16 protein-coding genes and 1 tRNA gene are annotated in these 23784 nt (G+C 42.0%); 7 read left to right on the top strand and 10 right to left on the bottom strand.

The window, feature by feature from the left end; all coding sequences use genetic code 11:
- Nucleotides 1-334: 334 nt before the first annotated feature.
- The 3 genes from NSTC745_RS07980 to NSTC745_RS07990 all read right to left on the bottom strand — a co-directional run bounded on the left by NSTC745_RS07980 (nt 335) and on the right by NSTC745_RS07990 (nt 5228).
- Nucleotides 335-405: transfer RNA gene (locus NSTC745_RS07980), tRNA-Gly, on the bottom strand.
- A gap of 50 nt (nt 406-455) precedes the next feature.
- Nucleotides 456-1565, bottom strand: coding sequence for a hypothetical protein (locus NSTC745_RS07985; RefSeq protein WP_445636674.1), 1110 nt, complete (start codon nt 1563-1565; stop codon nt 456-458).
- Between the two features lie 99 nt (nt 1566-1664).
- Entirely contained in the window at nt 1665-5228 is a 3564-nt protein-coding gene (locus NSTC745_RS07990; protein ID WP_445636675.1) for a response regulator, read from the bottom strand.
- A 1219-nt stretch (nt 5229-6447) separates the two neighbouring features.
- Between NSTC745_RS07990 and NSTC745_RS07995 the strand changes: the two genes are divergently transcribed.
- The gene (locus tag NSTC745_RS07995; RefSeq protein WP_445636676.1) at nt 6448-7080 is read left to right on the top strand and encodes a GNAT family N-acetyltransferase; all 633 of its coding nucleotides are present in this window, start codon (nt 6448-6450) and stop codon (nt 7078-7080) included.
- Between the two features lie 794 nt (nt 7081-7874).
- Nucleotides 7875-8429, top strand: a complete 555-nt coding sequence (locus NSTC745_RS08000) for a hypothetical protein (RefSeq protein ID WP_096535135.1) — start codon at nt 7875-7877, stop codon at nt 8427-8429.
- 4 nt (nt 8430-8433) lie between these two features.
- On the opposite strand, the gene NSTC745_RS08005 is transcribed toward NSTC745_RS08000, so the two are convergent.
- From NSTC745_RS08005 to NSTC745_RS08020, 4 genes are all read right to left on the bottom strand, one after another.
- The gene (locus NSTC745_RS08005) at nt 8434-9579 is read right to left on the bottom strand and encodes a histidinol-phosphate transaminase (RefSeq protein ID WP_445636677.1); all 1146 of its coding nucleotides are present in this window, start codon (nt 9577-9579) and stop codon (nt 8434-8436) included.
- 292 nt (nt 9580-9871) lie between these two features.
- Entirely contained in the window at nt 9872-10513 is a 642-nt protein-coding gene (locus NSTC745_RS08010) for a YqiA/YcfP family alpha/beta fold hydrolase (protein ID WP_445636678.1), read from the bottom strand.
- A gap of 82 nt (nt 10514-10595) precedes the next feature.
- Nucleotides 10596-11972: a glutathione-disulfide reductase gene (gene gor, locus NSTC745_RS08015; protein WP_445636679.1), complete on the bottom strand. Its 1377-nt coding sequence runs from the start codon at nt 11970-11972 to the stop codon at nt 10596-10598.
- Between the two features lie 292 nt (nt 11973-12264).
- On the bottom strand, nt 12265-13674 hold the full coding sequence (locus NSTC745_RS08020) for a FecR domain-containing protein (RefSeq protein WP_445636680.1): 1410 nt from the start codon (nt 13672-13674) through the stop codon (nt 12265-12267).
- A 966-nt stretch (nt 13675-14640) separates the two neighbouring features.
- On the opposite strand from NSTC745_RS08020, the gene NSTC745_RS08025 reads away from it, so the two are divergent.
- Complete coding sequence (locus tag NSTC745_RS08025) at nt 14641-16086, top strand: hypothetical protein (protein ID WP_445636681.1); 1446 nt, start codon at nt 14641-14643, stop codon at nt 16084-16086.
- 63 nt (nt 16087-16149) lie between these two features.
- On the opposite strand, the gene NSTC745_RS08030 is transcribed toward NSTC745_RS08025, so the two are convergent.
- The gene (locus NSTC745_RS08030; RefSeq protein WP_445636682.1) at nt 16150-16971 is read right to left on the bottom strand and encodes a sulfurtransferase; all 822 of its coding nucleotides are present in this window, start codon (nt 16969-16971) and stop codon (nt 16150-16152) included.
- 53 nt (nt 16972-17024) lie between these two features.
- On the opposite strand from NSTC745_RS08030, the gene NSTC745_RS08035 reads away from it, so the two are divergent.
- From NSTC745_RS08035 to NSTC745_RS08050, 4 genes are all read left to right on the top strand, one after another.
- On the top strand, nt 17025-18086 hold the full coding sequence (locus NSTC745_RS08035) for a tRNA (5-methylaminomethyl-2-thiouridine)(34)-methyltransferase MnmD (protein ID WP_445636683.1): 1062 nt from the start codon (nt 17025-17027) through the stop codon (nt 18084-18086).
- 573 nt (nt 18087-18659) lie between these two features.
- The gene (locus tag NSTC745_RS08040; RefSeq protein ID WP_445636684.1) at nt 18660-19889 is read left to right on the top strand and encodes an HD domain-containing phosphohydrolase; all 1230 of its coding nucleotides are present in this window, start codon (nt 18660-18662) and stop codon (nt 19887-19889) included.
- A gap of 373 nt (nt 19890-20262) precedes the next feature.
- Complete coding sequence (gene glmU, locus NSTC745_RS08045; RefSeq protein ID WP_445636685.1) at nt 20263-21612, top strand: bifunctional UDP-N-acetylglucosamine diphosphorylase/glucosamine-1-phosphate N-acetyltransferase GlmU; 1350 nt, start codon at nt 20263-20265, stop codon at nt 21610-21612.
- Nucleotides 21613-21652: 40 nt separating this feature from the next.
- The gene (locus NSTC745_RS08050) at nt 21653-22075 is read left to right on the top strand and encodes a DUF29 family protein (RefSeq protein WP_445636686.1); all 423 of its coding nucleotides are present in this window, start codon (nt 21653-21655) and stop codon (nt 22073-22075) included.
- On the opposite strand, the gene NSTC745_RS08055 is transcribed toward NSTC745_RS08050, so the two are convergent.
- On the bottom strand, nt 22066-23019 hold the full coding sequence (locus NSTC745_RS08055) for an isoaspartyl peptidase/L-asparaginase (protein WP_445636687.1): 954 nt from the start codon (nt 23017-23019) through the stop codon (nt 22066-22068). The two genes, NSTC745_RS08050 and NSTC745_RS08055, sit on opposite strands and share 10 nt — an antisense overlap.
- A gap of 237 nt (nt 23020-23256) precedes the next feature.
- Entirely contained in the window at nt 23257-23430 is a 174-nt protein-coding gene (locus NSTC745_RS08060) for a DUF2256 domain-containing protein (protein WP_096535123.1), read from the bottom strand.
- Nucleotides 23431-23784: the final 354 nt, after the last annotated feature.

Here is a 23784-nt window from a genome sequence, read left to right on the forward strand (position 1 = left end):
ATGACAAATTTATTTTTTAAATTTTGACTTCTATTCTTGGACCTGCTGGGAAAATAGCTCAATAAAAACGAAGATTAAGCACGAACTTCTCAAGTATGCCTAAAACTTCAGTCACCAAGATGATTATAAAACTCGATTTTGAGATTGTTAAAAAAGAGGTATTGCAAAGTGAGCCGTGCTGAGTGTGAATCTAGTTATTTCATGGCTTAGAACAATTAACACTCCTAACCTAACGCAAGCTTAACTTGTTGGTTAGTTTTTATACGCATCCAGGGAAACAAAGCTCTAAATAGGAGCTAATCCTATTGAACCAAAAGCTTTTGTGTATCCTTTAAGCGGGCGGCGGGAATCGAACCCGCATTAATAGCTTGGAAGGCTATAGTTTTACCACTAAACTACGCCCGCAAATTTCCAACTTATTAATTATAACACAGTTATAAACAAAATTCAAACATTTAGTTGGAATTGGCAGACTGAATTTTGATCCGGACATACAGATTGCTCAAATCTGGCTTTGTACCATCGTTATTTTGGGCAGGAAGAAAGTTTTCTGTTTTAAAAATTTCGTTAAGGACTTGCTGATATGTGCTTTTTTCGCTTTCCAGGGTTGCTGGTTGTATTTTTAGCACTACGGCTTGTTGAAAGTTGCCATTGCGATCGATTACTAAGCTAGCCAAGAGTTGTGCTGGCTGAAGTCCAGAATTTTGCGAGAGAAAACTGGGATCGAATTGTTTTGTATTGCTACCTCGATATACAGCGATCGCATCTGGCAAAGTATCCTGTATAAATTCTCCTGATTTTATCAAGTTACTAACTTCATCTCTAAGTAAAGGAGCCACTATCGCTACCGAGGCTCCCTGAGTAGAAGTCGGTGAAGCTTGTGGGGTAGGAGTTGGCACAGTTCCCCTCGGTGGAGTTGGTGAAGCTTGTGGGGTAGGAGTTGGCACAGTTCCCCTCGGTGGAGTTGGTGAAGCTTGTGGGGTAGGAGTTGGCACAGTTCCCCTCGGTGGAGTTGGCAAAGTTGTGGGAAGGCTTGATGGTAGCGCTGTTCCCTTGCCGAATTTTAAATCTTGACGGCGGTTCCAAGGAAGATTAGCTACTTGTACTTTAGGTGTAGGTGTCGCCGTGGGTGTAGGTATCGGTTTGGCAACTTTTTGCTGCCCAGAGGGTTGACTATTAGTTTGAGAGGTGTCAGTTTTACTCTTGGGCTGAAGCTTATTAGTGGAATTTATTGCAGCAGAATCTCGATCTTTTAGCGTAGTTCTTGCTGCTACAGACTTTTGAGTTGAAGAAAATCGCCTTGGTGAAACTGTTTTAGTTACTGATTGTGATTTGCTTGTTGGTTTACTTGCAGGAGCAACATCTATCAATTCAATGGGTATAGCAGATTGGCTTTCCTGAGGAAACCATAGACTAAAAGTATTTGATGAGCGCAACAACAAGAACACTAACAAGTGCAGAAAGACTGAGCCGGCAGCAACAGAAATCCACAAGCCTGGTGGATCGGTATGTCGCCTCCAGACTTTGGCTGGAATTGGAGTTTTGTCTGCAACCGATGGTTCCATATTATCTTTGAAACTGGTTCTGATTAGGCACTTTTACTAATTTGTATGCTTTAACCAGTTATCAGTGTTCACTCCGTGATTTAGAATCCAGTCTAAATTTTAGCGATTAATCATTACCTCTGATGTAACGGCGAAGGTCAGAACTGTTTCATCTACTCCTTTAAGTTCTAGGGGACTACCTTTAGTAATTTCTTCTTCTTGCAAATAATCTGCCACAGCAGCAGAAACCAAGATAGTACCGGGAACAGCAGCAGATTGTAGCCTAGCAGCAATATTTACGCTTGGCCCAATAGCAGTATAGTCAGCACGTTCAGCGCTGCCAAACATTCCCACAACTGCCGTACCTTGGTGAATACCACAACGAAACTGGACGCCAGCTTGTCTGTCACCATCAAACACACCTTGGTCTCGCCAACGCTGGTTTAATTGATCCAGAGAACGGTGCATTCCTCTTGCTGTATTTATGGCACGACGTACCTGTTCGTTGGGAGTGAGTTCTTCCGGCGCCCCATATAAAGCTAAGATGGCGTCTCCCATAAATTTATCTACAGTGCCGCCATTAGCAAACACAACCTTGGTCATAGCTTCTAAATATTCATTGAGTAGCTCTGCTACTCGCCGCGATCTAAGGGTGTTTGCTAGCTGTGTGAAACCCACAATATCACTAAACAAAACTGTAATTAAGCGTGGTTCTGGGCGCAAATCTAAAGCCAAATCTCCCGCAGCAGCTTTTTGTACCAACACAGCCGGCAAAAAGCGCTTTAGTACCGATTCTGTGAGATATGTATTTAACTCCAAGATTCGCCTTTCGTTTTCTTTCAACGCTAAAAGATTGCGAACTTCCGCCAAAAGTTCCCTGTCATTGAACGGTTTTGCTAAATAAGCATCAGCACCATGTTCTGTACCTTCAATGCGAGTTTCTTCGTCAACTTTGGCTGTGAGCAAAATTATTGGTATTCCTTTAAGCTTCTCCTCGCTGCGGATCATCTGAATCATTTCAAGTCCGCTCACCAAGGGCATCATTAAATCAGTAAGAATCAAGCTGGGTATAATTTCTTTAGCTAGGCGATATCCTTCATAACCGTTACGAGATGTCTGTACTTGATAGCCATTGCGACGCAGTATATCAGATACATAACTTCGCAAATCGGGGTTGTCGTCCACAACTAGAATACAGTGCCCAGTGCCCAGTGGTGATTCTTGAGTATCAGAAGTGGGTGATAAGTTTTTTGTAATATTTTCAATATTATCTGCTGTTTGCTCTAGCAGTTCTAAATCAGCCAATTCTACACTAGCGCGGCTTGTGTTTAGTTCAACAGGACTTTCTAGCACTTGCTGTGTGGGTAAGTGAGCAGTACCAGTAACTAGCGATAATTTAAAGGTAGTACCTTCACCATATACTGAATCCACACTGACTTGACCGCTATGTAATTCTACTAATTCTTTAACTAAAGCCAAACCCAAACCACTGCCTTCATAGGAACGGTTTGCTGAACCTTCAGCTTGGCGGAAGCGCTCAAATAAATGGGGAATTTGTTCTTTAACAATGCCAATTCCAGTGTCTTGTACTTCCAAGATGCAGCGATCGCCTTCAGATTTTAGCCTGACACCGATCGTGCCACCTTCGGGAGTAAACTTCATGGCGTTTGATAGCAGGTTGTAAACGACCTTATCAAATTTTTCCATATCCAAGTACACCGTAGGACATTCATCTAACTGTGTAGTAAGTTGCAGTCCCTTTTTCTCGCAGTAGGGGCGAAAAGACTCAACAATTTGGCTGACAAATTCGACTAAATCGCAAGGACGGAAACTAGGCTGCATTCTTCCTGCATCTAGGCGTTGTAAATCCAGCAGTTGATTTACCAGTCGCAGCAAACGCCGGGAGTTACGTAGGGCGATCGCACTTTGGGAATAAGATAACCCCTCACCAGCCCCCACCGCTGACTCTAAAGGCCCCTGAATCAAGGTGATGGGAGTGCGAAATTCATGGGAGATATTTTGAAAAAATTCTGTTTTTTGTTTGTCTAATTCCAGTAACCGTTCGGCTTGTTGGCGAGTTTTTTCATATAGACGTGATTGCTGCACGGCGATCGCGGCTTGAGCTGCTACTGCTTTAGCTAGGTCGATATCAGATGGTAGCCACTGGCGTATTTTATTACTTTGACATAAAGTAATACTACCGATACATTTGCCATCAGCCAATAATGGCACGACCATTAGCGATCGCGCTGGCATTTTCAAAGATAAATCAAAACCCTGTATTCCTCTGGGGGAATGGTTTAAATCAGCAATTACTATTGGTTCATGTGTCTGTAAAATTTCTTGTAAAATTGGATTCTCTTTTATAGAGGTTTGAGAATTAGGTAATTCCGTTAATACGCGATTATTGTTACTTATATTGTGGTCTGGAGCTAGCGATCCGTGGGTTGGGTTGTGGCTAGCGAAATTTTCTGTATGTTGAAAACTGTCATACAAACCCACAGACTGGACAAACTCATCTTCCTCCGTCCACAGAGATAGAACACAGCCATTAACTTGTAAAGCTTGTCCCAGTTGCTGAGTAATAGCTGCAAATATATCTTCAGGGTCTAGGCTAGAGCGAATCGCGCTAGTAATGGTATTAATCAAACTCTCTCGCTTAGCCAGGGCACGTACTTGTTCGTAAGCATAAGCTTGGGATAAAGCTAAGGCTGCTTGATCCGCCACCATCAATACTAGCTGCACTTCATCGTCTCCCCACGAGCGGGGTAGAGAACACTGGTGCAGTGCTAGGACTGCCATCAGTTCTTGTTGACAAATTAGTGGGACAACTAAACTAGAACAAATGTCAGCGGCAGCAAAAGCTTCTCCACGTTGGCGCAGATCTGGGGTACCACCCTGAATCCGCTCATCATCTGTCACATCATGAATTACTTGAACTTCACGGGTTTCCCAAACCGTGTGAGCCAGCAAAGAAGAGGGGGAGATGGGGAGATGGGGAGATGGGGAGGCAATAGGAAAATTGCTCTGCTTGTCTCCATGTCCTTGTATCACAGTGTCCTCATCACTTTTTTCTTCCGGAGGCTTTTGATAAATAAATCCTTTATCTGCCAACTGTTCATCTTGGAAGGGACGCAACAGACAGACATCCACCTCCAACATCTGACCCACTGAATCAACAATTGCCTGCAAAATTTGCCGATAGTCTAATGCACTGCGAATCGTATTTGTAACCGTATTCAGCAGTGATTCTCGCCTGAGTGTGCGTGTAAGTTCGCGGGTACGGGCTTTGAGGACATTGTGGGTATCTAAAGCTTGGCGTACAACTCCTTTAAGTTCCTCTGCTTCCCACGGTTTAGTGACATATTTGAAAACCTTACCAGCGTTGATTGCTTCCACCAGGTCTTCGACATCGGTGTAGCCAGTTAAAATAATCCGGATAATATCTGGGTATTGAGTCGCTGTCAGGCTCAAAAATTCTGTACCGCTCATCATCGGCATCCGCTGGTCAGAGATGATCACCGCGACCTCTCCCTCTTGAGCCAGCAAATCAAGTGCCGCAGGGCCAGAGGTTGCTCTTAGCACCTTATAGTCACGATAGAAAGTGCGGTAGAGCAAATCAAGGTTGTCTGGTTCATCATCAACAACCAAAATTTTAGGCTTACTGTTTGCTTGGGATTTCATGCACCGCTTTCCTGCTGCAACGGCAGTCGGATAAAGAATAATCTGATGGGGTGAGGATTTTTCGGAGTCAGGTAAGAGCAGAGCATTTCGACCAATAAGGCTGTTTGGCTACATGACTGCTGAGTGTGGGAGCGTTTACTCACAGTGATTTATCTCAATGGCTGATATCGATTACTGTTTGCTCTAGTACAGAGTAATTGATTTTATAGTCTGTTTTAGTGTTACAGAGTCCATACTTGCTTGCCAAATTTTCTTTCACCTCCAGTGAGCAATCTCTGATACTACATACAGCACTCATAGCTAGCTGAAAAATCCAGATGAAGCTGCATATTAAGTTTTCCCCGCGTAGCAGTTGTACTAACACTTGCAGGTAAATTTTATTTATGGTAGTCATGGTAGAGCCAATAATATTAAAACAATAAGATTTAAAGCCAAAGTATACTATTAGACAAATGCCTGTTTCCAATTTAGCAATCAGAACTATCATTAAGACAAGTGCTGGTGGTTAAGAAGTTGAGAATTAAGGATCTACTCGCCAAGCAGAGGAGTATTAGGTGCTGGCGCAAAGAAAACATGGGCACACTCTGAGATGAATATGAGATGAATAGAAGCCTAAGATGAGGCTTGCTGACATTCAGAACTTCTCCTAAGGGTGATGCTGCACGTAGCTCCCGAAGGGAAGGATACACGGAGATAGTATTGGATCGTTTCTTTGTGTCTTATATAGATATCTCTTGTTCTTCGATCTTCCCCAGTCCCCAATCCCCAATCCCTAGTTCCTTTTCATATATGAATGATGTATTTAATTAAAAATTTTGTAGCCGCTGCCAACAGACAAGCTATGCTGTTCTTCTGTCTATTCACACAAACCTCTAGGTTTTTACAGATGGCTTTGCGATCGCCAGACTAATCTCTTCCCCAAGCAATCAGGAATTTATGTAAATCCCTTGAACTTAAGATTTTCAGTTTACGAAACTTTAACTCCTAAGGCGCTTCCAACAATGCGGGCTATAAAACTTTAACAACTTTTACACTTTGTCGAATCCATGACCAAACATGAATTCGCAGTCTCAAGTTAGTTCAATTTGCTGGGCAACTAACTCCGAAGTCTTTATTGACTTTAAGAGGATGTTTTAAAATTGTTCAATTTGCTGGGCAACTAACTCCGAAGTCTTTATTGACTTTAAGAGGATGTTTTAAAATTTTTGAAAAATTTTCTTTGAATAAAATCAATACTAAAGTAGCCTTGAAATATCGGTTTTTTCACCCTTACCACCAACAGCCAATCGATCCAGCTTCCCACCATTTCCAAATTCGCATGGCTACACCTGCTGATTTAGTTAGTGTTGCCCAAATTATTGCTGAAAGCTTTCACTCACAAAAAGGTATTTGGGGATGGACTTTTCCGTTGTTACGTCTGGGCATTTACGAAGACTTAAGACATCGCATTGTATCACCTGCGCCTCGTCATGTTTGTTTAGTTGCTCTCGATTATACTACTAGTGCTGCTTGTAACTTAGTGGGTACTGTAGAACTGGGTGTACGTTACAGCGATTCGTGGAGTCAGGTTGGCTTGGGTTTTCCTTACCTATCCAATTTAGCGGTTCACCCAAATTACCGTAGGTATGGCGTGGCGTCAGGGTTACTCAATCGCTGTGAAAAAATTTCTCAAGAATGGGGGTTTAAAGACTTATATCTCCACGTTCTAGAAAATAACCACCAAGCAAGGCAGCTTTATTTCAAGCTGGGATATCGGGTACATAAAGTCGAATCGAATTGGAATACATTTTTGCTTAGACGTTCGAGCCAGATGTTATTGCACAAAGACCTAAGCGGTGAGCCGATGATTTGAATTTTCTCTTGGCATCTGTAAATTTTAATGTTGCGCTCGCTTTGAACAAATTCTGTTAGAGATTCTTTAGGAAGCCGTCTTGAACGCTCGATTTTTCGTTTTTAGGGAATGGATAGCAGTATCCAACGAAAAACTGAGATTATGCTCAAAAGCAAAATTAATAATGCTTTTTAAAGTTTCTCTTAACAAAATCTACAATTCAATTAAATAAATTAAATTAATATATAACTTGTATAAATAGGCGAAATATTGCTCCAAAACTAGATAAAAGCGAAATTATAGAAACTTGCAAGCATCCTTTTTGATATTAATATAGAGGTTTTGACAATTATTTTAAAGATACTTGTATTGATAGTTTTATCAGAATTACAAATAGTAGTTTTAATAAAACTACTATTTATAAAACTAGAGGTATTGATAAAAATTTACTGTTTGTATTTTTTGATTTTAATTAATAAAATTTAAATAATGTTTCCTGTAAAGAATATAGATTATAATAGAGATGTTTGTAGATCGAATTGTAAAAAATTTTCAATTCCTCATAATAACTTTGTAATTAAGATATTCATCTTTATAAAAACTTTAAAAAATACTATTAGAATTTGGAGACAAATCTACTGCTATCTCATAAAATATGATCACTCAATTAGCGAACAATGCCTATTTATTCATATCTTAGATAAATTGACCGCAAGACTGTTGATGATAAAAAAATGAAAAGTCTCATTTGATATAACAGCTAGTTCCTTATTGAAGTGCATACTACTACTAAATCCTTTGAAAGTTTAAAAAACATGGATAGCGAACAGCATCGCCGCTATCAGCCCGCTATGGTATCAACTTATTACCCTGAAACTAGTTTCCCCGACTATCTTGTCATGCCAGATGGAACTGAGCAAACACAAGGCTCGGACATCCTTACACGTTTACACAGTGGAGAAGTTTTCATCGTCAATAGTCGCAGGCGAAACGGATTAATACTGTTTAAACGTTACCATGCAGAGTTTGCCGGGCCTGGGGCTGCTGTGGGTGGAGACTACGATTTTGATTGCCAAGGCGCACTGCCAATCGGTAATCTGTCTTTGTTAACTCCGGAATCTAATGAAGAACGTCAGAAAGCTTACTTGATTAGGCGACAGTGGATTCGATTGATCAAACAAATTACAGAAAATCCAGTGCCTGGTCAGCGAGTCCAAAAAATTCTCGATCAATTTGAACAATACTTTCCACCGGAAATAGTGTCTCTTCTTCCGGATGTAGCCTTTGCTCTTTTAGTAGGTGTGCTGCCACAAACAGTGGGAATGGTACGCCGTTTGGGCAGTGAAGATGACGGTAGATTTATTGAGTGATTTGTTAAGATTCCAAATTTGCCAAAGCGGCTTGTACTCGGTTAATAGTACGGGCATTTTCCTCGCTCGTCCCGACAGTAATTCGTAATCCGCCGCTAATATGTCGCACAAGTGTGCCCAGTGTCCTAAGTTTATGATGCAAACTTTTTAAAGTAGCGTCTTGTGAGTGTGAACTATTTGGTTTGAGACGCACGTAAATAAAGTTTGCATTACTAGTCGTGATTTGTAGTTCTGGTTGCTGGGATAAAGCTTCAATGAGTTTGGCTCTTTCGCTTAATATTTGTGCAATTGACTCAAGTAAGAGTGGGCGATTTTGTAAAGCGATTAATGCTGCTGCGATGGAAAAGCTGGGAAGATTGTAAGGTAAGCGGATTTTTTCTAAAATGCCGATCGCTTCTGGATGAGCAACGCAATAGCCGACGCGAAGAGATGCCAATCGGAAAGCTTTAGAAAAAGTGCGTAAAATCACCCAATTAGGGCGCTGTGGTAATTCACCAACTAGACTAGTTTGGCTAAATTCAAAGTACGCTTCATCAATCACTACCAAAATATGCTCAGGCAAACTCTTTAACCATACCAACTCTGCCGTAGTTAAACTGTTGGCAGTTGGCGAATTCGGATGCACCACGAAAACTACTCGAATGGGAGGGTTTTGAGTTTCTTCAATGGCAGACTGGGCGGCTTTTAAGTCAATTTCAAAATTGGTTTCATTTCTACCCACCGCCACCACAGGAATACCCAAAGTTTGTGCCAAAATTCCGTACATTGAAAAAGTGGGATTGGCAACAAGAATTGAACCTTCTCCTCCTAGACAAGTAGCGATTAATAAAGAACGGATTAGTTCATCTGAACCATTGCCGACAGAAATATTAGCAGCATTAAACAAAGATGGTAACAGAGCAGACTCATTAACATACTCGGCGATCGCACTTTTAAGTGCCTCATGTCCGCCATCAGGGTAACGATTTGTTTCAATTTCTTGCTGATATGTCCAGGCTAACTTTTCTTTTAGTTGAGGCGGTAACTCATAAGGACTTTCATTTGTATCGAGGCGATCGAACTGCGTCGGAACTGATGCAGCCGTATCGCTGCTAGGGTGGGGTTTGTAGGCTGTAAATTTTGCTAAATCTGGTCGGATGAAGGGAAGCATATCAATTTTGGATTTTAGATTTTGGATTTTAGATTTTAAATCAATACTGTTCGCAAAAGACTTAATTTCACCCAATCTTTCTTAACGGTAGGTGAATCTAGCCTCTTTGGATCTAGGAGTTAAGTAGTACTTACTGAAAAATATAGAATCCTTATTTGACTTTGAACTTACTTATATAGTGAGCCAATGGGGAATAGGCAATAGGTAACAGATAAAGATTTATTGCTTCTTGCCTTGAGATGTAGAATCTGATTGCTATGTAGGTTATGTGTAAGTTTTATATTTTACAACTTCAAGGTAACTGGCAAAAGAGGCGAATTGCTTGCCACATTTCTTCCATAACATTACCTAAAGCGTGGTCGCTGTCCAGTTCGACTAACTCCACCCAAGGACGCGATCGCCCAAAGTCACGACTAGCTTCAACGGGGATGACTTCATCGTTCTTTCCATGCAAAATTAGCGTGGGAATGGGACGTTGCAAAAGTTCTTCTTGGTATTGCGCTGCATCTGTAACGAAATTGTAATTTAACGGAAGCGAGCGCTTTTCCTCATAGTGATATACCATGAGATATTTTTCTTGCTGCCAACGCTGTATTTCCTCATCTGTTAATTTCGGTAACCAATGGGATAAAAAACCGAAAGCTGGTGCTAGCAAGACTAAGCGCTGTATTTGTAAATATTGCTGTGCTGAGTGGATAGCAGTTAAACCACCTAAACTTGAGCCAATAATCGTTACTGATGTAGAATCCTTGGGTAATTCTGCCGCAACTTGAGTGATTTGACGAGCGATCGTCAAGTGGGAAAAATCCCCAGCATTTAAATCAGGAATTTTCAGTTCTGTCTGAATTTCGGTAAAGTGATCGCTAAAGTACCGCGCTTTAGCAGATTTCGGACTCGAAGCAAAGCCGTGTAAATAGATATACTGGGTTGACATTCAAGTTTTACCATAGGGTTGTCATTGGTCATCGATCGTCGATCCAAGACTAATGACTAATGACTAATGACTAATGACTTAGTTATCGCATTGTGACAAATTCTTCAGCTGCCGAGGGATGTATGCCAACAGTAGCGTCAAAGTCTTTTTTGGTTGCACCCATGTTTACAGCGATCGCTACACCTTGAACGATCTCAGCAGCATTCTCACCCACCATGTGAGCGCCAAGCACTTTATCAGTGTTGCTATCAACTACTAATTTCATCATTGTCTTCTCTTGCTTGCCAGTCAAACTGTGGTACATTGGGCGGAAGCGAGCGCGATAAATTTTTACGGCCTCACCAAGTTTCTCCCTAGCTTCAGCTTCTGTCCAGCCTACTGTTGAGGCTTCCGGGTTAGAAAATACGGCTGTAGGCACATTTTGGTGATTGAAGGCTCGGCGGTTATTCCCAAATTCGCTATCAGCAAAGGCGCGACCTTCACCAATTGCTACGGGAGTTAAATTAATTCGGTCGGTGACATCGCCAACAGCAAAGATATTCGGTTGACTAGTTTGGCTATATTCATTGACTGCGATCGCATTTGTGCTGCTGTATCCCGGCCCTTCTATGGAACTGGGGACAACATCAACCCCAACATTTTCTAAACCTAGTCCATCTACATTTGGAATCCGGCCAGTGGCTATTAAAAACACATCAGCAATTACTGGTTCTCGATCTTCCCCTGATAAAGTCAGCTTCACCCCTTCTGGCACGCGTTCAACTTTTTCTACAACACGATTGTTAATCAGCTGAATTCCGTGCTGCTTCATACCTTCTTGAATATCTGTGCGGATGTCCTCATCAAACCCCTTCAAAATCTTTTCACCTCTGGTAATCTGCGTCACTTCAGAACCCAAACCGCGCATAATACACGCAAATTCTGTGCCAATGTAACCAGAGCCAATAATGGCAATGTGTTTTGGTTGTTCTTTGAGATGAAATATTTCGTTAGAAGTAATGCCATGTTCCATCCCTGGCAAATCTGGTTTGATGGGACGCCCACCAACAGCAATTAAAATTTTGTCAGCTGTAATTTTGCGTCCATCAACTTCTACGGTGTGTGGATCTACCAATGTGGCGCGACCGAGAATTAGTTCTACTCCTGCCTTTTCTAAAAAGCTGATATGTAGTTCGGAGAGTCGGCGAACTTCTTTATCTATAGATGTAATAAAATGTTCCCAGTCCAATTGGGCATCGCCCACTTTCCAGCCATAGCCTGCGGCATCACTGAAGAGTGCCGGAAAGTGAGAGCCATAGACCATAAGTTTTTTGGGAACGCAACCGCGAATTACACAAGTTCCGCCAACTAAATCATATTCGGCGATCGCCACTTTTGCTCCGAAGCTAGCCGCCCGTTTGGAAGCCGCCAAACCACCAGAACCCGCGCCAATTACAAACAGGTCGTAATCAAAAGCCATAAATTTTTCTATCTCTCTAGCAACAAGTGAGTTCTTGAGAACTTACACACAATGCGATCGAACTATATAAGGATATCCGGTAAACCCTGTGTAAGTCTTGTCCTAGATTTAATCTAGCGTTAGCAGATACTCTCTGTTCGTAGGGAATATTACTTTTTGCTTTGATAATGTAGAGGCAGTAGCTAACACTTATTATAATTCTCCAGCTAGCTTTAAGTATATATACTCATCGTAAGTTAGAAAATTTACACAATATTGCTGAATTATCAAAGCATTAGCTAACAAAGCAAGTTCAGGTTGTCTCCGGATTATCTACGGGTTCTGTAGTTGGGTTTGTTGGATTATCTACGGGTTCTGTAGTTGGGTTTGTTGGATTACCTACGGGTTCTGTAGTTGGGTTTGTTGGATTACCTACGGGTTCTGTAGTTGGGTTTGTTGGATTATCTACGGGTTCTGTAGTTGGGGTTGTTGGATTACCTACGGGTTCTGTAGTTGGGGTTGTTGGATTACCTACGGGTTCTGTAGTTGGGGTTGTTGGATTACCTACAGGTTCTGTAGTTGGGGTTGTTGGATTACCTACAGGTTCTGTAGTTGGGGTTGTTGGATTACCTACAGGTTCTGTAGTTGGGGTTGTTGGATTACCTACGGGTTCTGTAGTTGGGGTTGTTGGATTACCTACGGGTTCTGTAGTTGGGGTTGTTGGGTTAGGATTAGGGGTTGGCTGAACAGAGGGACTTTGAGGTGTGGTTGTGGTTGGGGTTGGACTAGAATTAACTGGAACATTATTTCTTTGGGTACTTGTGTTGTTTCTTCTAGTACCTTGCTCAGTATTTGAGAGGATTTGTCCTGTTTCCTCAAAGGAGTTTACTGGAGAGTCTTCTGGTATAGGATCTACTGAAGAATTATTTGTAACAGCGTCGTTGGTTGCAGAATTAGCAGGGCTACTAGTTAACTCTAAGAAAGATGGGTTTTCTACTACTCCGTTACCTGTTAATGGCGATTGTGCTTGTAAAGCCGCAGTAGTTTCAGCTTGAACGCTGGCGATCGCTGGGTCAGCACTAGGTGTAGCATTTTGCCTATTTAAATCCAGCCCTCGAACCAAATCGCTCGTTTGATAAAAATTTCTCAGGTCAAAATCGTATAAACCCTGAAATTTACCATTAACTATAACCATTAGCTGTCCTGCTTGCAGCACTTGAGTTTCAGAAGCTTCTTTGTTAGAAACTTCAATGCCGCTATTTGTCAGCGCACCTACAACTGTAGTATCTGTTTGTTGGTCGTAGCGTACAAATAATGCTGAACCACGAATTGCTGCTGCTGCACTTGGAGTTTGTATACGTGTTTGTCCTCTTCCTGGTGGTATAAGCAACAACGCGGTTCCGTTAGACAGTCTAAAACTGCGAGTTTTGGGTAAAAATTGAAAGATTGCCTGTTCCCCTACTCTTGCCAATGAGCCATCGTTAAACCGCAAGTCTGCTAGAGAAGCTCGACCAGTTGACAACCCATCCCCAGGAATCATTGCATCGGATTTTTGTGCAGGACGCTTCTTGAGTTTGTTTTTGGGTATTAATTGTACCAAGTTACGGAGATTCTGAATCTCGGCTCGTGTTAGAGGAGTTACAGCACTTGCCCGATCCGGCAAAGGCAGTACCACAATTCCCCATAAACCAATTACTAACAGTGGCAAGGATCTATTAAACATAATCTGATAACTTTTCAAATTCAGGTAATATCAAATACATTAATGCTTTAGCATACGGCTAATTATTATAACCAGCTGTTTCAGGCAAATTTATTGGCAATTTAGCCTACATTTAATCAATAAAATAAACAACTGATAAATATGTGTTTAGTTTATTTAAGTTTCGATTCTAAAACACACGTTTCATGCGATAAAGACTAGATCTAGTTTCAAGACTGGCGTTCAATATCAATAAATTAGATGAACAATGAGTTAAACGATATCTTGGGAAAGTATTGAATATTGGGCTACATTAGCCAACAGCCCATTCACAAAGAGTAACAAATATCTAAAATCGCTTTTGGTAAACGTGAATTTTGTGGCACACAGCACTGGTGAATACAACACCAACAAGCTTTCAAATTTGCTTTGAAAAATAATTATTTCTCATTATTTCAACCAACGAGAAGTTGTTAGATAGCTATTATGAGCTAAATTCCCAGCCACACTTCATTGGCGTTCTTCTATTACTCTCATATTTGCTAGATTCTCTTCAAGCTAAGAGAGACTCTGATTAGCATTAAATTTGTTGAAAATTCCTGTTAATGGTACAGTAAGTAATCTGTAGAAACTAGAACTTTCAACGTGATAGAAGAACGATAAGTTAGGTTAGCACAATGAAAATTAGCTGTTTGTAGTCATGATTTTTCATGAGTAAGAGTTTTAAGGATGTTTACATTTTGTAATCTAGTTCTGTTTGTTACCGTCTGTATTATTAAACAATAATTTAGGGAAACTTGTATCAGAACACGATAATTATGGCAAAAAAATCTGGGAGTAAATCAGAAAAACAGTAATTTGACTTGGTAGATATCAGTATATACCTAAAAAGCTGAGTTACATACACTCAATTGTCTTTTTGAGTAGGAACTTATGATACAGCTTCTAGGTCTATGTTCGCCAAACGCCCTCAACGCAATCTAACAGATGCGATTCAAGAACTGCAAAAATTTGTTTTTTTGGATTTTGTTAGCTTCCACAGCTGGTAGCTGGTTTTGCATCAGAGTAGATGCGGCAGAATCTCCAAATCATGATTTGGCATTAATGGGTCGCATCCATTCTTCCCTAACTTCTCCAAAAGAGAAATTGCCACCGCAGCATTGGGTACTGGATAGTGGGTATCGGCCAAGAAATTCTTTTAAGAGTTCCTTGGACTATGAATCGCGATTTAAATCTCCCCAACCCGCAGTTCCCAATTCAAAAATTGCATCTTTAACAAGTACGCAGGTAACTTCTCAGCCATGTCAGGTTTTAGAACAAGACACAATTAACTTTTTGTGCAACCACTCCAGTCAGCCCCAGACTTTGGATTTTCAGAAGCCGTTGAATTTGGTACAGAGAACATCAGAAATTACACAAGCACAACCAACACCAAACCCACAACCTGGGGATCGAGACGAGCCGCCACAGCTAGAATCTCAGCCAAGTAATTTGCCTACATCTCCTCCAGACTCAACAGAGCAATTGTTGAATCTACCTGAGATAAATCGTTCTCAAAAACTAGAAAGGCTAAGAAAACTGCTGCAACAGCCAAAACAGGCGCCTGAGTCTGATATCGATCGCGAATTGGGATTACGAGTGCGGTTACGACCCTTAGAACAACAGCCACTCCCACCGCAACCTGTAGCTAAATTTAAACCCATCGGCTATTTACAGGCGCGTGTCGGTTACTTCCAGACGACTAATATTTTTTCCTCAAAAAACGATCCCACAGAAGATGGTTTAATTATTTCTGGACTGACACTAGCCTCTGCATATTTTCCTATAGGATCTAAAACTTATTTAAACGGCTCCATTGATGGCAATATAATTCGTTATCTAGAACAATCGCAATTTCATTACAACCAGCTAAGATTTAATCTCAGTCTTTACCAGCAGCTATCGCGGCGGATGTATGGAGAAATTAGTTTCAGCAATCACCAGTTATTTTATGCCAACAACAGCGATCGCCCCAATAGCTTCAAAGCAGGCGATCGCTTTTTAAACGAAAACTCCGTACAACTCTCTTTCGGACGGCGAGATCCCTTAAGCTCAAAATTAGTACTAGATAGCTTCTACGAATTGAGTGTCAGTTTTGCCGACCCTCAAAGTCGCAGTCGCATCATCAATTCTTTTTGGTTATCTCTAAACTATTACTTGCAAAAGCCTCTCCAAGTTGGTATTGACTACCAAGGCAACTTTTCTGACTTTACACAGCGCGATCGAGAAGATCAATTTCATCGACTATTCGCACACTTAAATTACCGAATATCTGATATTAGCAGCGTGAATGTCCAGACTGGTGTCACTTTGGGTAGTTCAACCGCCCAAAACATTGATTTTGATGGCTGGTTCTTCAATATTAATTACAATTTGCAGCTAGGTCGGTTTTGAAAAAAGTGAAGAGAGTTAGGAGTTAGGAGTTATAATTCTTAACTTATAACTCCCCACTCCTAACTATAAATAAGAAATCCAATCACTCCAGCTACCAGCATAAAGTTTACCTTTGTCGATCCCTGCTAATTCTAGAGAAAGTAAATTCACACAAGCGGTAACGCCAGAACCGCAATAAACTAAAATTTCTTGGGCTGTTTCTAGGTTCTCCCAGCGACGGCGTTGTTCTGTTTCAGGAAGTACGGAACCTGAAGAATCTGTAACTTCTTGCCAAGGATAGTTAACCGCACCAGGAATATGTCCGGCAATTTTATCGATTGGTTCTCGTTCGCCTCGGTAGCGATCGCTTTCTCTCGAATCTACCAACACCACATCTGGTCTATCTTTGCGGCTTTTTACCGCTGTAATATCTACAACTTTTTCTGTTTGTACTTCAGGTACAAATTTCGCCATTCGCGGCCCAGGAATAACATCTGTAACAGGATAGGCAGCTTTTTGCCATGCGCTAAAGCCTCCATCGAGTACTGCGACTTGTTCGTGTCCTAAATAGCGCAACAGCCACCACAAACGAGCTGCAAAGGCAAAGCGCGAATCATCATAAGCTACAACCAGAGTTTTTTGATAATTTATCCCAATCGCTGCAAATTTGTTAGCGATATCATTAGGGTTAGGTAAAGGATGTCTCCCACCATGCTTACCCACTGGACTGGAAAGATCCTGATTCAAATCTAAGTAATATGAACCCTTAATATGACTTGTTTGATACTGTTGTTTCCCTAGTTGTGGATCGGCTAGAGAAAAGCGACAATCCACAATGATTACTTGCGGATCTTCTAGATGTTCAAATAACCAAGCTGGGGAAACAACAAATTGGGAATTGAGCATGGGGTGTGGGGAAATGGGAGATGAGGAGCAGAGGAAGAAATGACTAATGACTAATGACTAACTTAGAAAATTTTACACCTAAGCTTACGGCAGATGGTTCCTTCACTTTTGTTTCTCAAGAGTTTGGTGAATCTTTTCACAGCCATTATGGTGCTAAGCAGGAGAGTTTTTTCAAGTTTGTAGAACCAACTCAACTGACTAAAGCAGCGCAAAAACCAGTTTTGCGGCTGTTAGATGTTTGTTATGGTTTAGGATACAACACCGCTGCTGCTTTGCAAACAATTTGGGGAGTGAATCCTAATTGTAATGTTGAAGTAATTGGTTTAGAACTGAATCCAGCAGTACCACAAGCTGCGATCGCTCATAATTTGTTCGATAACTGGAATTGCAACTACATTGAAATTTTGTCCCAACTAGCTTTTGAGCATCAAGTACAAACACCTTGTCTGAAAGCAAAATTACTCATTGGCGATGCAAGATCGGCGATCGCAATAGTACGGGAGTCAAATTTCTTGGCAGATGCAATTTTCCTCGATCCATTTTCACCTCCACAGTGTCCCCAATTATGGACTGTGGAATTTATTAAACAACTGTCATTGTGCTTACACGAAGATGGTTTATTAGCTACCTATTCTTGTGCTGCTGCTGTACGCACAGCACTTTTGTCTGCTGGCTTGGCTATCGGTTCTACGCCACCGATGGGTAGGCGATCGCCTGGTACTTTAGCAGCACGGATAAAAGGATGGAAAGCAGAGGAGCAGGAAGCAGGGGGTAGAGGAGATGGGGGAGAGAGGGGGGATGGGGGAGTGTGGGGAGTGTGGGAAGAGAGGGGGGAAAAATTTCTTCACCATCCTCCCACACCTCCCACACCTCCCACACCTCCCACCCTCCTTACTTGCCCCTCTTCTTCCCCCCTTTGTCAAGTTGAGAAGGAACATTTACTAACTCGTGCTGCCATTCCCTACCGCGATCCTCAATTGAGCGATTCCAGTGAAGTTATACTCAAGCGGCGACAACAAGAGCAACAAGCTTCTTCCCTGGAACCTACTTCCCATTGGCGCAAAAGGTGGCTATCGGCAACGCAAGGTAGGGATTTTTTCGGAACAAGTTTGTAGTTGGCTAGCGATGTCTACAACTGGCTAAGGCTAGATGAATAAACCTCTTGCCCTCAGTAGTTGATTCCAGAAAACTTAGATACTTGCCCCAAAAATTCTGATTTCGTTTTTTAATACTAAGCAACGAGTTTTTTCAACCCAAATAACTTAAACTATAATAAGTAGCTAATGTTACATCTTTCTTAACAGTATTTAACTATTGCTATAACTGAGTAAGTAAAAATGTGTATATTTGTATATTTAATGATTACCATCATCACTACCAACTACAACCTGAGATTTTGCTGGAAAGCATTAAATCACAAGCTTTTTTGACGCTGGTACGTAAGAAATCTCCGTAAAAAACCTGATTTAACATTGGTACTAATTTATGATACTGGAATTAAAAGCAAAAAATTTGACCACAAAATACTTTTTATTCGTAACATAAAAAATACATACAGTGAAAAATCCCGTTCGGCAGTTCCACATCACACATAACCTCTATGGAAAGCCTAACTCAAATACAATCAAATACTAAATTTTTTTTCAAATCTGACACTGTTAACTTGCGGAAATAATTGGAGTGCCTTTGTGACAAAATGGAAACCCAACCATAGAGGCTTTAGAGAAGAAATTGTTAATGGGTCAAACCCCCTAAGCAAAGTGAAAAGTATCGGTTCAAATCATGCCGTAGGATCGCAAAATATAGAGGGTTATTCTTTAGGCTTATCTCAAGAAGATTTGATGCTTGAAGATGGCCAAGCAGTGTCTTCTTGGATGAAAAATGATGTTAATTTAGATCGAGATTCATTGGTCTCTAAAACACTACAAGCCAAAGGTTCCAAAGTGAATGGGTTTGATTTAGATCCACCAAAGGTTTTAGTGGTTGATGACCATGCGGCCAGTCGCATGACTGCTGTTGCCTTGCTGGGGATGGAAGGATACGACGTGATTGAGGCCGACAGCGGTTCTATTGTTGTGGGATTGGTAACGCAAAAGCAACCAGATCTGATTTTGCTGGATGTGATGATGCCGGGGATGGATGGATTTGAAGTCTGTCAATTACTTAAACAGGATGAACAAACCAGACTAATACCAGTAATTTTTATTACAGCATTAAATGACAGGCGATCGCGCATTCGAGGTATTGAAGTTGGCGGAGATGATTTTCTCACCAAGCCTTTTGACCGTGTGGAACTGGCAGCGCGTGTCAAGTCCTTGGTACGGCAAAAGCGTCTCAACGAAGACTTAGATCATGCCGAACAAGTACTGTTTTCCATTGCCATGTCTATTGAAAGCCGCGATCCCAACACAGGGGGTCATTGCGAACGACTGGTAAAACTGGGACAAGCTTTTGGTGAATACCTCAATCTCTCACGCTATCAAATTCGGGATTTGATGTGGGGAGGTTATCTCCACGATATCGGCAAGGTGGGTATTCCCGATGCAGTTCTGCTGAAAAAAGGCCAACTCACCCCCGAAGATTGGCAGATTATGAGGCAGCATGTTTTAATCGGAGAAAAAATCTGCCAGCCACTACGCAGTATGCGGGGTGTAATTCCCATTATTCGCCATCACCACGAACGGTGGGATGGCTCAGGCTATCCCGATCGACTTAAAGGGGATGATATCCCATACTTGGCGCAAGTATTTCAGTTAATTGATATTTATGATGCTCTAACCAGCGAACGACCTTACAAAGTAGCTATGACCAGAGAAGAAGCACTTTCAACTATGCTAAAAGAGGCTGATTCCGGCTGGCGCAATCCCAAATTAGCGCAGCAGTTTGCTGAGTTTATTCTCTCTTGTGACGAAGAATAGACGAAGTAGAAACTAAGAAGTCACCATCTCTAGCTACCTCGATGGCTCTCACGTTTATTAGTACTAATATACTATAAAATTTTGCTAGCAGGCAACAGGTTCTTTTGACTTTTGTCCTTGAGAATGCTGAATTATTACACTAATTAAAAAAAAGAATGGGACAGATACATAAGCTAAAACCCTTATGAGATCTAGTTTTCTTAATGCGTGAATTTTGAATACTTCGGCTACGCTCAGTACAAGTTTTGAATTTTGAATTGGTATTACTCCTTTGCCCATTTCAGTGTTCTATGATTAGCTGGTATGATTTGAGCCTACATCTTGAAGTACCAACAGCATTGATCGCAATTTTACTGATAGCTGATAGCTAATTATGGTAATTGTAGCAATTTTAGCAGCCGGACGCGGCACACGGATGAAATCAAGCTTACCCAAAGTTTTACATTCTTTGGGTGGGCGATCGCTACTAGAGAGAGTTATTGAAAGTGTAGAACCTCTTTCACCCTCACGACGAATCGCGATCGTTGGGTATCAGTCTGAGGAAGTGAAAGCTGCTTTGGGTTCAATCCCCAACTTGGAGTTTGTGGAACAAACTGTGCAATTGGGAACAGGTCATGCCATCCAGCAATTACTTCCCTATTTACAAGATTACACTGGAGATTTGCTCGTACTGAACGGCGATTTACCGTTGATACGTAGCGAAACCCTTCAGGCGATGTTACAAACTCACGCCCAAAATCAAAACGCCGCCACTATTCTCACCTCACACCTACCCGACCCCACAGGCTACGGGCGCGTTTTTTGTAACGATGAAAATATCATCGAGCAAATGGTCGAACACAAGGATTGTACCCCCGCTCAAAGAGAAAATCACCGGATTAACGCCGGGGTTTATTGCTTTCGCTGGGAAAATTTAGCTAAGGTACTTCCTCACCTAGAAGCAAACAACGCCCAAAAAGAATATTATCTTACGGATGCCGTGACTCAGGTCGGACAAGTAATGGCTGTGGATGTGAAAGATTATCAAGAAATTCTCGGCATCAACGATCGCCTACAACTGGCAACAGCCTACGAGATTTTGCAAAGACGAGTCAAGGAAAAATGGATGCTAGCAGGTGTCACCCTCATCGACCCTACAAGCATCACCATTGATGAAACAGTGGAGTTACAGCCAGATGTAATTATTGAACCCCAAACTCATCTGCGGGGAAGTACGGTAGTTAAAACCGGAAGCCACATTGGGCCGGGAAGTTTAATTGAAAATAGCCAGTTGGCTGAAAATGTCACAGTCCAGTATTCAGTGGTAACAGATAGCACTGTGCAAGCAGGTAGCCGAATTGGCCCCTACGCTCATTTGCGCGGTCAAGTACAAGTGGGTGCTGGTTGTCGTGTGGGGAATTTTGTGGAATTGAAAAATACGCAGTTAGGCGATCGCACGAATGCAGCACATTTGTCCTATTTAGGCGATAGCGTTATCGGCGAACGGGTGAATATTGGTGCTGGTACAATTACTGCCAATTACGATGGCGTTAAAAAACACCCCACTAAAATAGGCGATCGCACTAAAACTGGTGCCAATAGCGTTTTAGTAGCTCCAGTTACCTTGGGTGATGATGTTTACGTAGCTGCTGGTTCCACAATCACAGAAGATGTTCCTGATGATGCTTTGGCGATCGGCCGTAGTCGTCAGGTAGTCAAACTAGGTTGGCGTCGCAAAAGCTAATAAAGCGATAATTAAATCATCACATTAGCTGATTTAACTAATGGAAGAACTGCTAGAACTTAGGCAACTTCTAGAACAAGGTAAAATCCATGAGGCGCTGGTGTTGGTGGATGAGTTAGAAGAAATGAGCCTGAGCGACAAAATCAATAAAATTGATAGTTATGGCGTAATTCTGCTCATCCATTTAATTAAACAAAAGGCTGAAAAACGTTCTACTCGCTCTTGGGATATTTCTATAGAAAATACGGTGCGGGAAATTAACAAAATAAACAAGCGCCGCAAATCTGGTGGTGTGTACTTGAATCAGGCAGAATTAATGGATATTCTGCAACAAGGATATCAAGTCGCACTCAAAAGAGCAGCGCTAGAAGCTTTTGAAGGGCGTTATGAAGCCGAAGAATTAGCCGCAATGGTTGACCAACAAGGCATTTTATCCGAAGCGCTGAAATTAATTCAGCAATAGCTTATTAGTTCATTGCCAGTCCACTCTAAGGTATCGCCAATATTTTCACCATTGTGGTAGGCGGCGAGTAAGATTTCGCTGGTTTTACCCCAAGCGATCGCCCCACTAGCATCTAAGGCGATCGCTCCTAAATCCCGTTTATTCTGGTAGGCTTCCCCAAAGGATCGCTGCATCGCATCCTTGAGAGCCATCCCATCTGTGACACGCACCACAATCTTGGCTGCTAAACACTCATCAATAATATCTTCCCCAATACCCGTACAACTAACTCCAGCTTCTTTAGTAGCATAATTACCTGCTGGCATAGCAGAATCACTTACCCTGCCGATGCGCTCAAAGCCCTTACCGCCAGTGGAAGTACCAGCCGCCAGTTTACCAGATGCATCTAAAGCTACTACGCCGATGGTACCCCGTCCAGCATTACTCGTTTCTACTAGTTCGGGTTCTGCGATCACGTTAGCCATCGTGCTTTTAAAATTATCCTGGCGTTCTTGTATCCACTCTTGCAATCGTAAATCAGTTAAAGCGTTGTAGCTGGGAATTTGCATTTCCCGCGCTAATTCAGCCGATCCGAAATCCGACAGCACTCGGTCTGGCGAGCTTTGTAAAAATTGTGCCAAATCAATCGGATTTTTCACCCGCGAGACATTAATGACACCACTAAATCGTCCTAATGCGCCATCCATTAAGGAAGCACTCATCCGGATTTGGCCATCAGATTGCAGTACCGAACCAGTACCAGCATTAAAGCGGGGGTTATCTTCCAGCATTTGGCAACCCTGTACTACCGCCTCAGAAGCAGTGATTCCGCACAATAGCAGAGAATAGACTTGTTCTATTACTATATGGAGCGATCGACGTACCGCTTCCAATCCTCCTTTACCCTGGAGAGAACTACCAGCCCCGCCATGAATAATTAATTTAGGTTGCACCTGTGACTTCATCGATCCTTTGCGCTATTTGCGTCTGTGTTGCAGTTAATTTGATTGGGGATTGGGGATTGGGGCATAGGGCATAGGGGATGGGGCATTGGGGGGGGTGGGAGGTGTGGGAGGTGTGGGAGGTGTGGGAGGATGGTGAAGAAATTTTTCCCCCCTCTTTCCCCACACTCCCCCATCCCCCCTCTCTTCCCACACTTCCCTATCTCCTCTGCTCCCTGCTCCCCTGCATCTCCCCAATCCCTAGTCCCCAGTCCCCAATTCTTTATTCGCTTCAGAACGGCGACGACGGCAACGTTCTGAACAGTACTTCACATCTTCCCAGCAATCTTGCCACTTTTTACGCCATGTAAAAGGACGTTGACATACCGGACAGATTTTTGTGGGTAGGTCAGATTTAGAACGAACACGTCCCATATAAATACTGTGTAGATGAGAATTTGATTTCTGAGAGGGATGGAAAATAATTATAACCAGTTTGCTACGAAGGAAGGATACGTCAGCGAAATAAATGTTATGTCAATCTCTCCGAAGAATTATTTTTGGATTATACTGGTGCGGTGGGGGCCAGTATTGAGATTAAGTACCGTAGTCCGGTTATTTACAGACTGAATAGATGACATCGCCTGTATTGCGAGCGATTACTAATAGATTTGTATAGCCTATGCTCTGAATCAGATTTTGAAACCAAGGTTGATATTGAGCATGAAAACGACTGTATGTACTACTATCACCAGCATATAAAAGTTGAGGTTTTCGTTCTAAAAGATA

It is taken from the genome of Nostoc sp. DSM 114161, assembly GCF_052692665.1.

Bases quoted from the DNA above. Each gene is read 5' to 3' on its own strand.
- NSTC745_RS07985 (WP_445636674.1), bottom strand. From the start codon at position 1,565: ATGGAACCATCGGTTGCAGACAAAACTCCAATTCCAGCCAAAGTCTGG.
- NSTC745_RS07990 (WP_445636675.1), bottom strand. From the start codon at position 5,228: ATGAAATCCCAAGCAAACAGTAAGCCTAAAATTTTGGTTGTTGATGAT.
- NSTC745_RS08000 (WP_096535135.1), top strand. From the start codon at position 7,875: ATGGATAGCGAACAGCATCGCCGCTATCAGCCCGCTATGGTATCAACT.
- NSTC745_RS08005 (WP_445636677.1), bottom strand. From the start codon at position 9,579: ATGCTTCCCTTCATCCGACCAGATTTAGCAAAATTTACAGCCTACAAA.
- NSTC745_RS08010 (WP_445636678.1), bottom strand. From the start codon at position 10,513: ATGTCAACCCAGTATATCTATTTACACGGCTTTGCTTCGAGTCCGAAA.
- gor (WP_445636679.1), bottom strand. From the start codon at position 11,972: ATGGCTTTTGATTACGACCTGTTTGTAATTGGCGCGGGTTCTGGTGGT.
- NSTC745_RS08020 (WP_445636680.1), bottom strand. From the start codon at position 13,674: ATGTTTAATAGATCCTTGCCACTGTTAGTAATTGGTTTATGGGGAATT.
- NSTC745_RS08025 (WP_445636681.1), top strand. From the start codon at position 14,641: ATGCGATTCAAGAACTGCAAAAATTTGTTTTTTTGGATTTTGTTAGCT.
- NSTC745_RS08030 (WP_445636682.1), bottom strand. From the start codon at position 16,971: ATGCTCAATTCCCAATTTGTTGTTTCCCCAGCTTGGTTATTTGAACAT.
- NSTC745_RS08035 (WP_445636683.1), top strand. From the start codon at position 17,025: ATGACTAACTTAGAAAATTTTACACCTAAGCTTACGGCAGATGGTTCC.
- glmU (WP_445636685.1), top strand. From the start codon at position 20,263: ATGGTAATTGTAGCAATTTTAGCAGCCGGACGCGGCACACGGATGAAA.
- NSTC745_RS08050 (WP_445636686.1), top strand. From the start codon at position 21,653: ATGGAAGAACTGCTAGAACTTAGGCAACTTCTAGAACAAGGTAAAATC.
- NSTC745_RS08055 (WP_445636687.1), bottom strand. From the start codon at position 23,019: ATGAAGTCACAGGTGCAACCTAAATTAATTATTCATGGCGGGGCTGGT.
- NSTC745_RS08060 (WP_096535123.1), bottom strand. From the start codon at position 23,430: ATGGGACGTGTTCGTTCTAAATCTGACCTACCCACAAAAATCTGTCCG.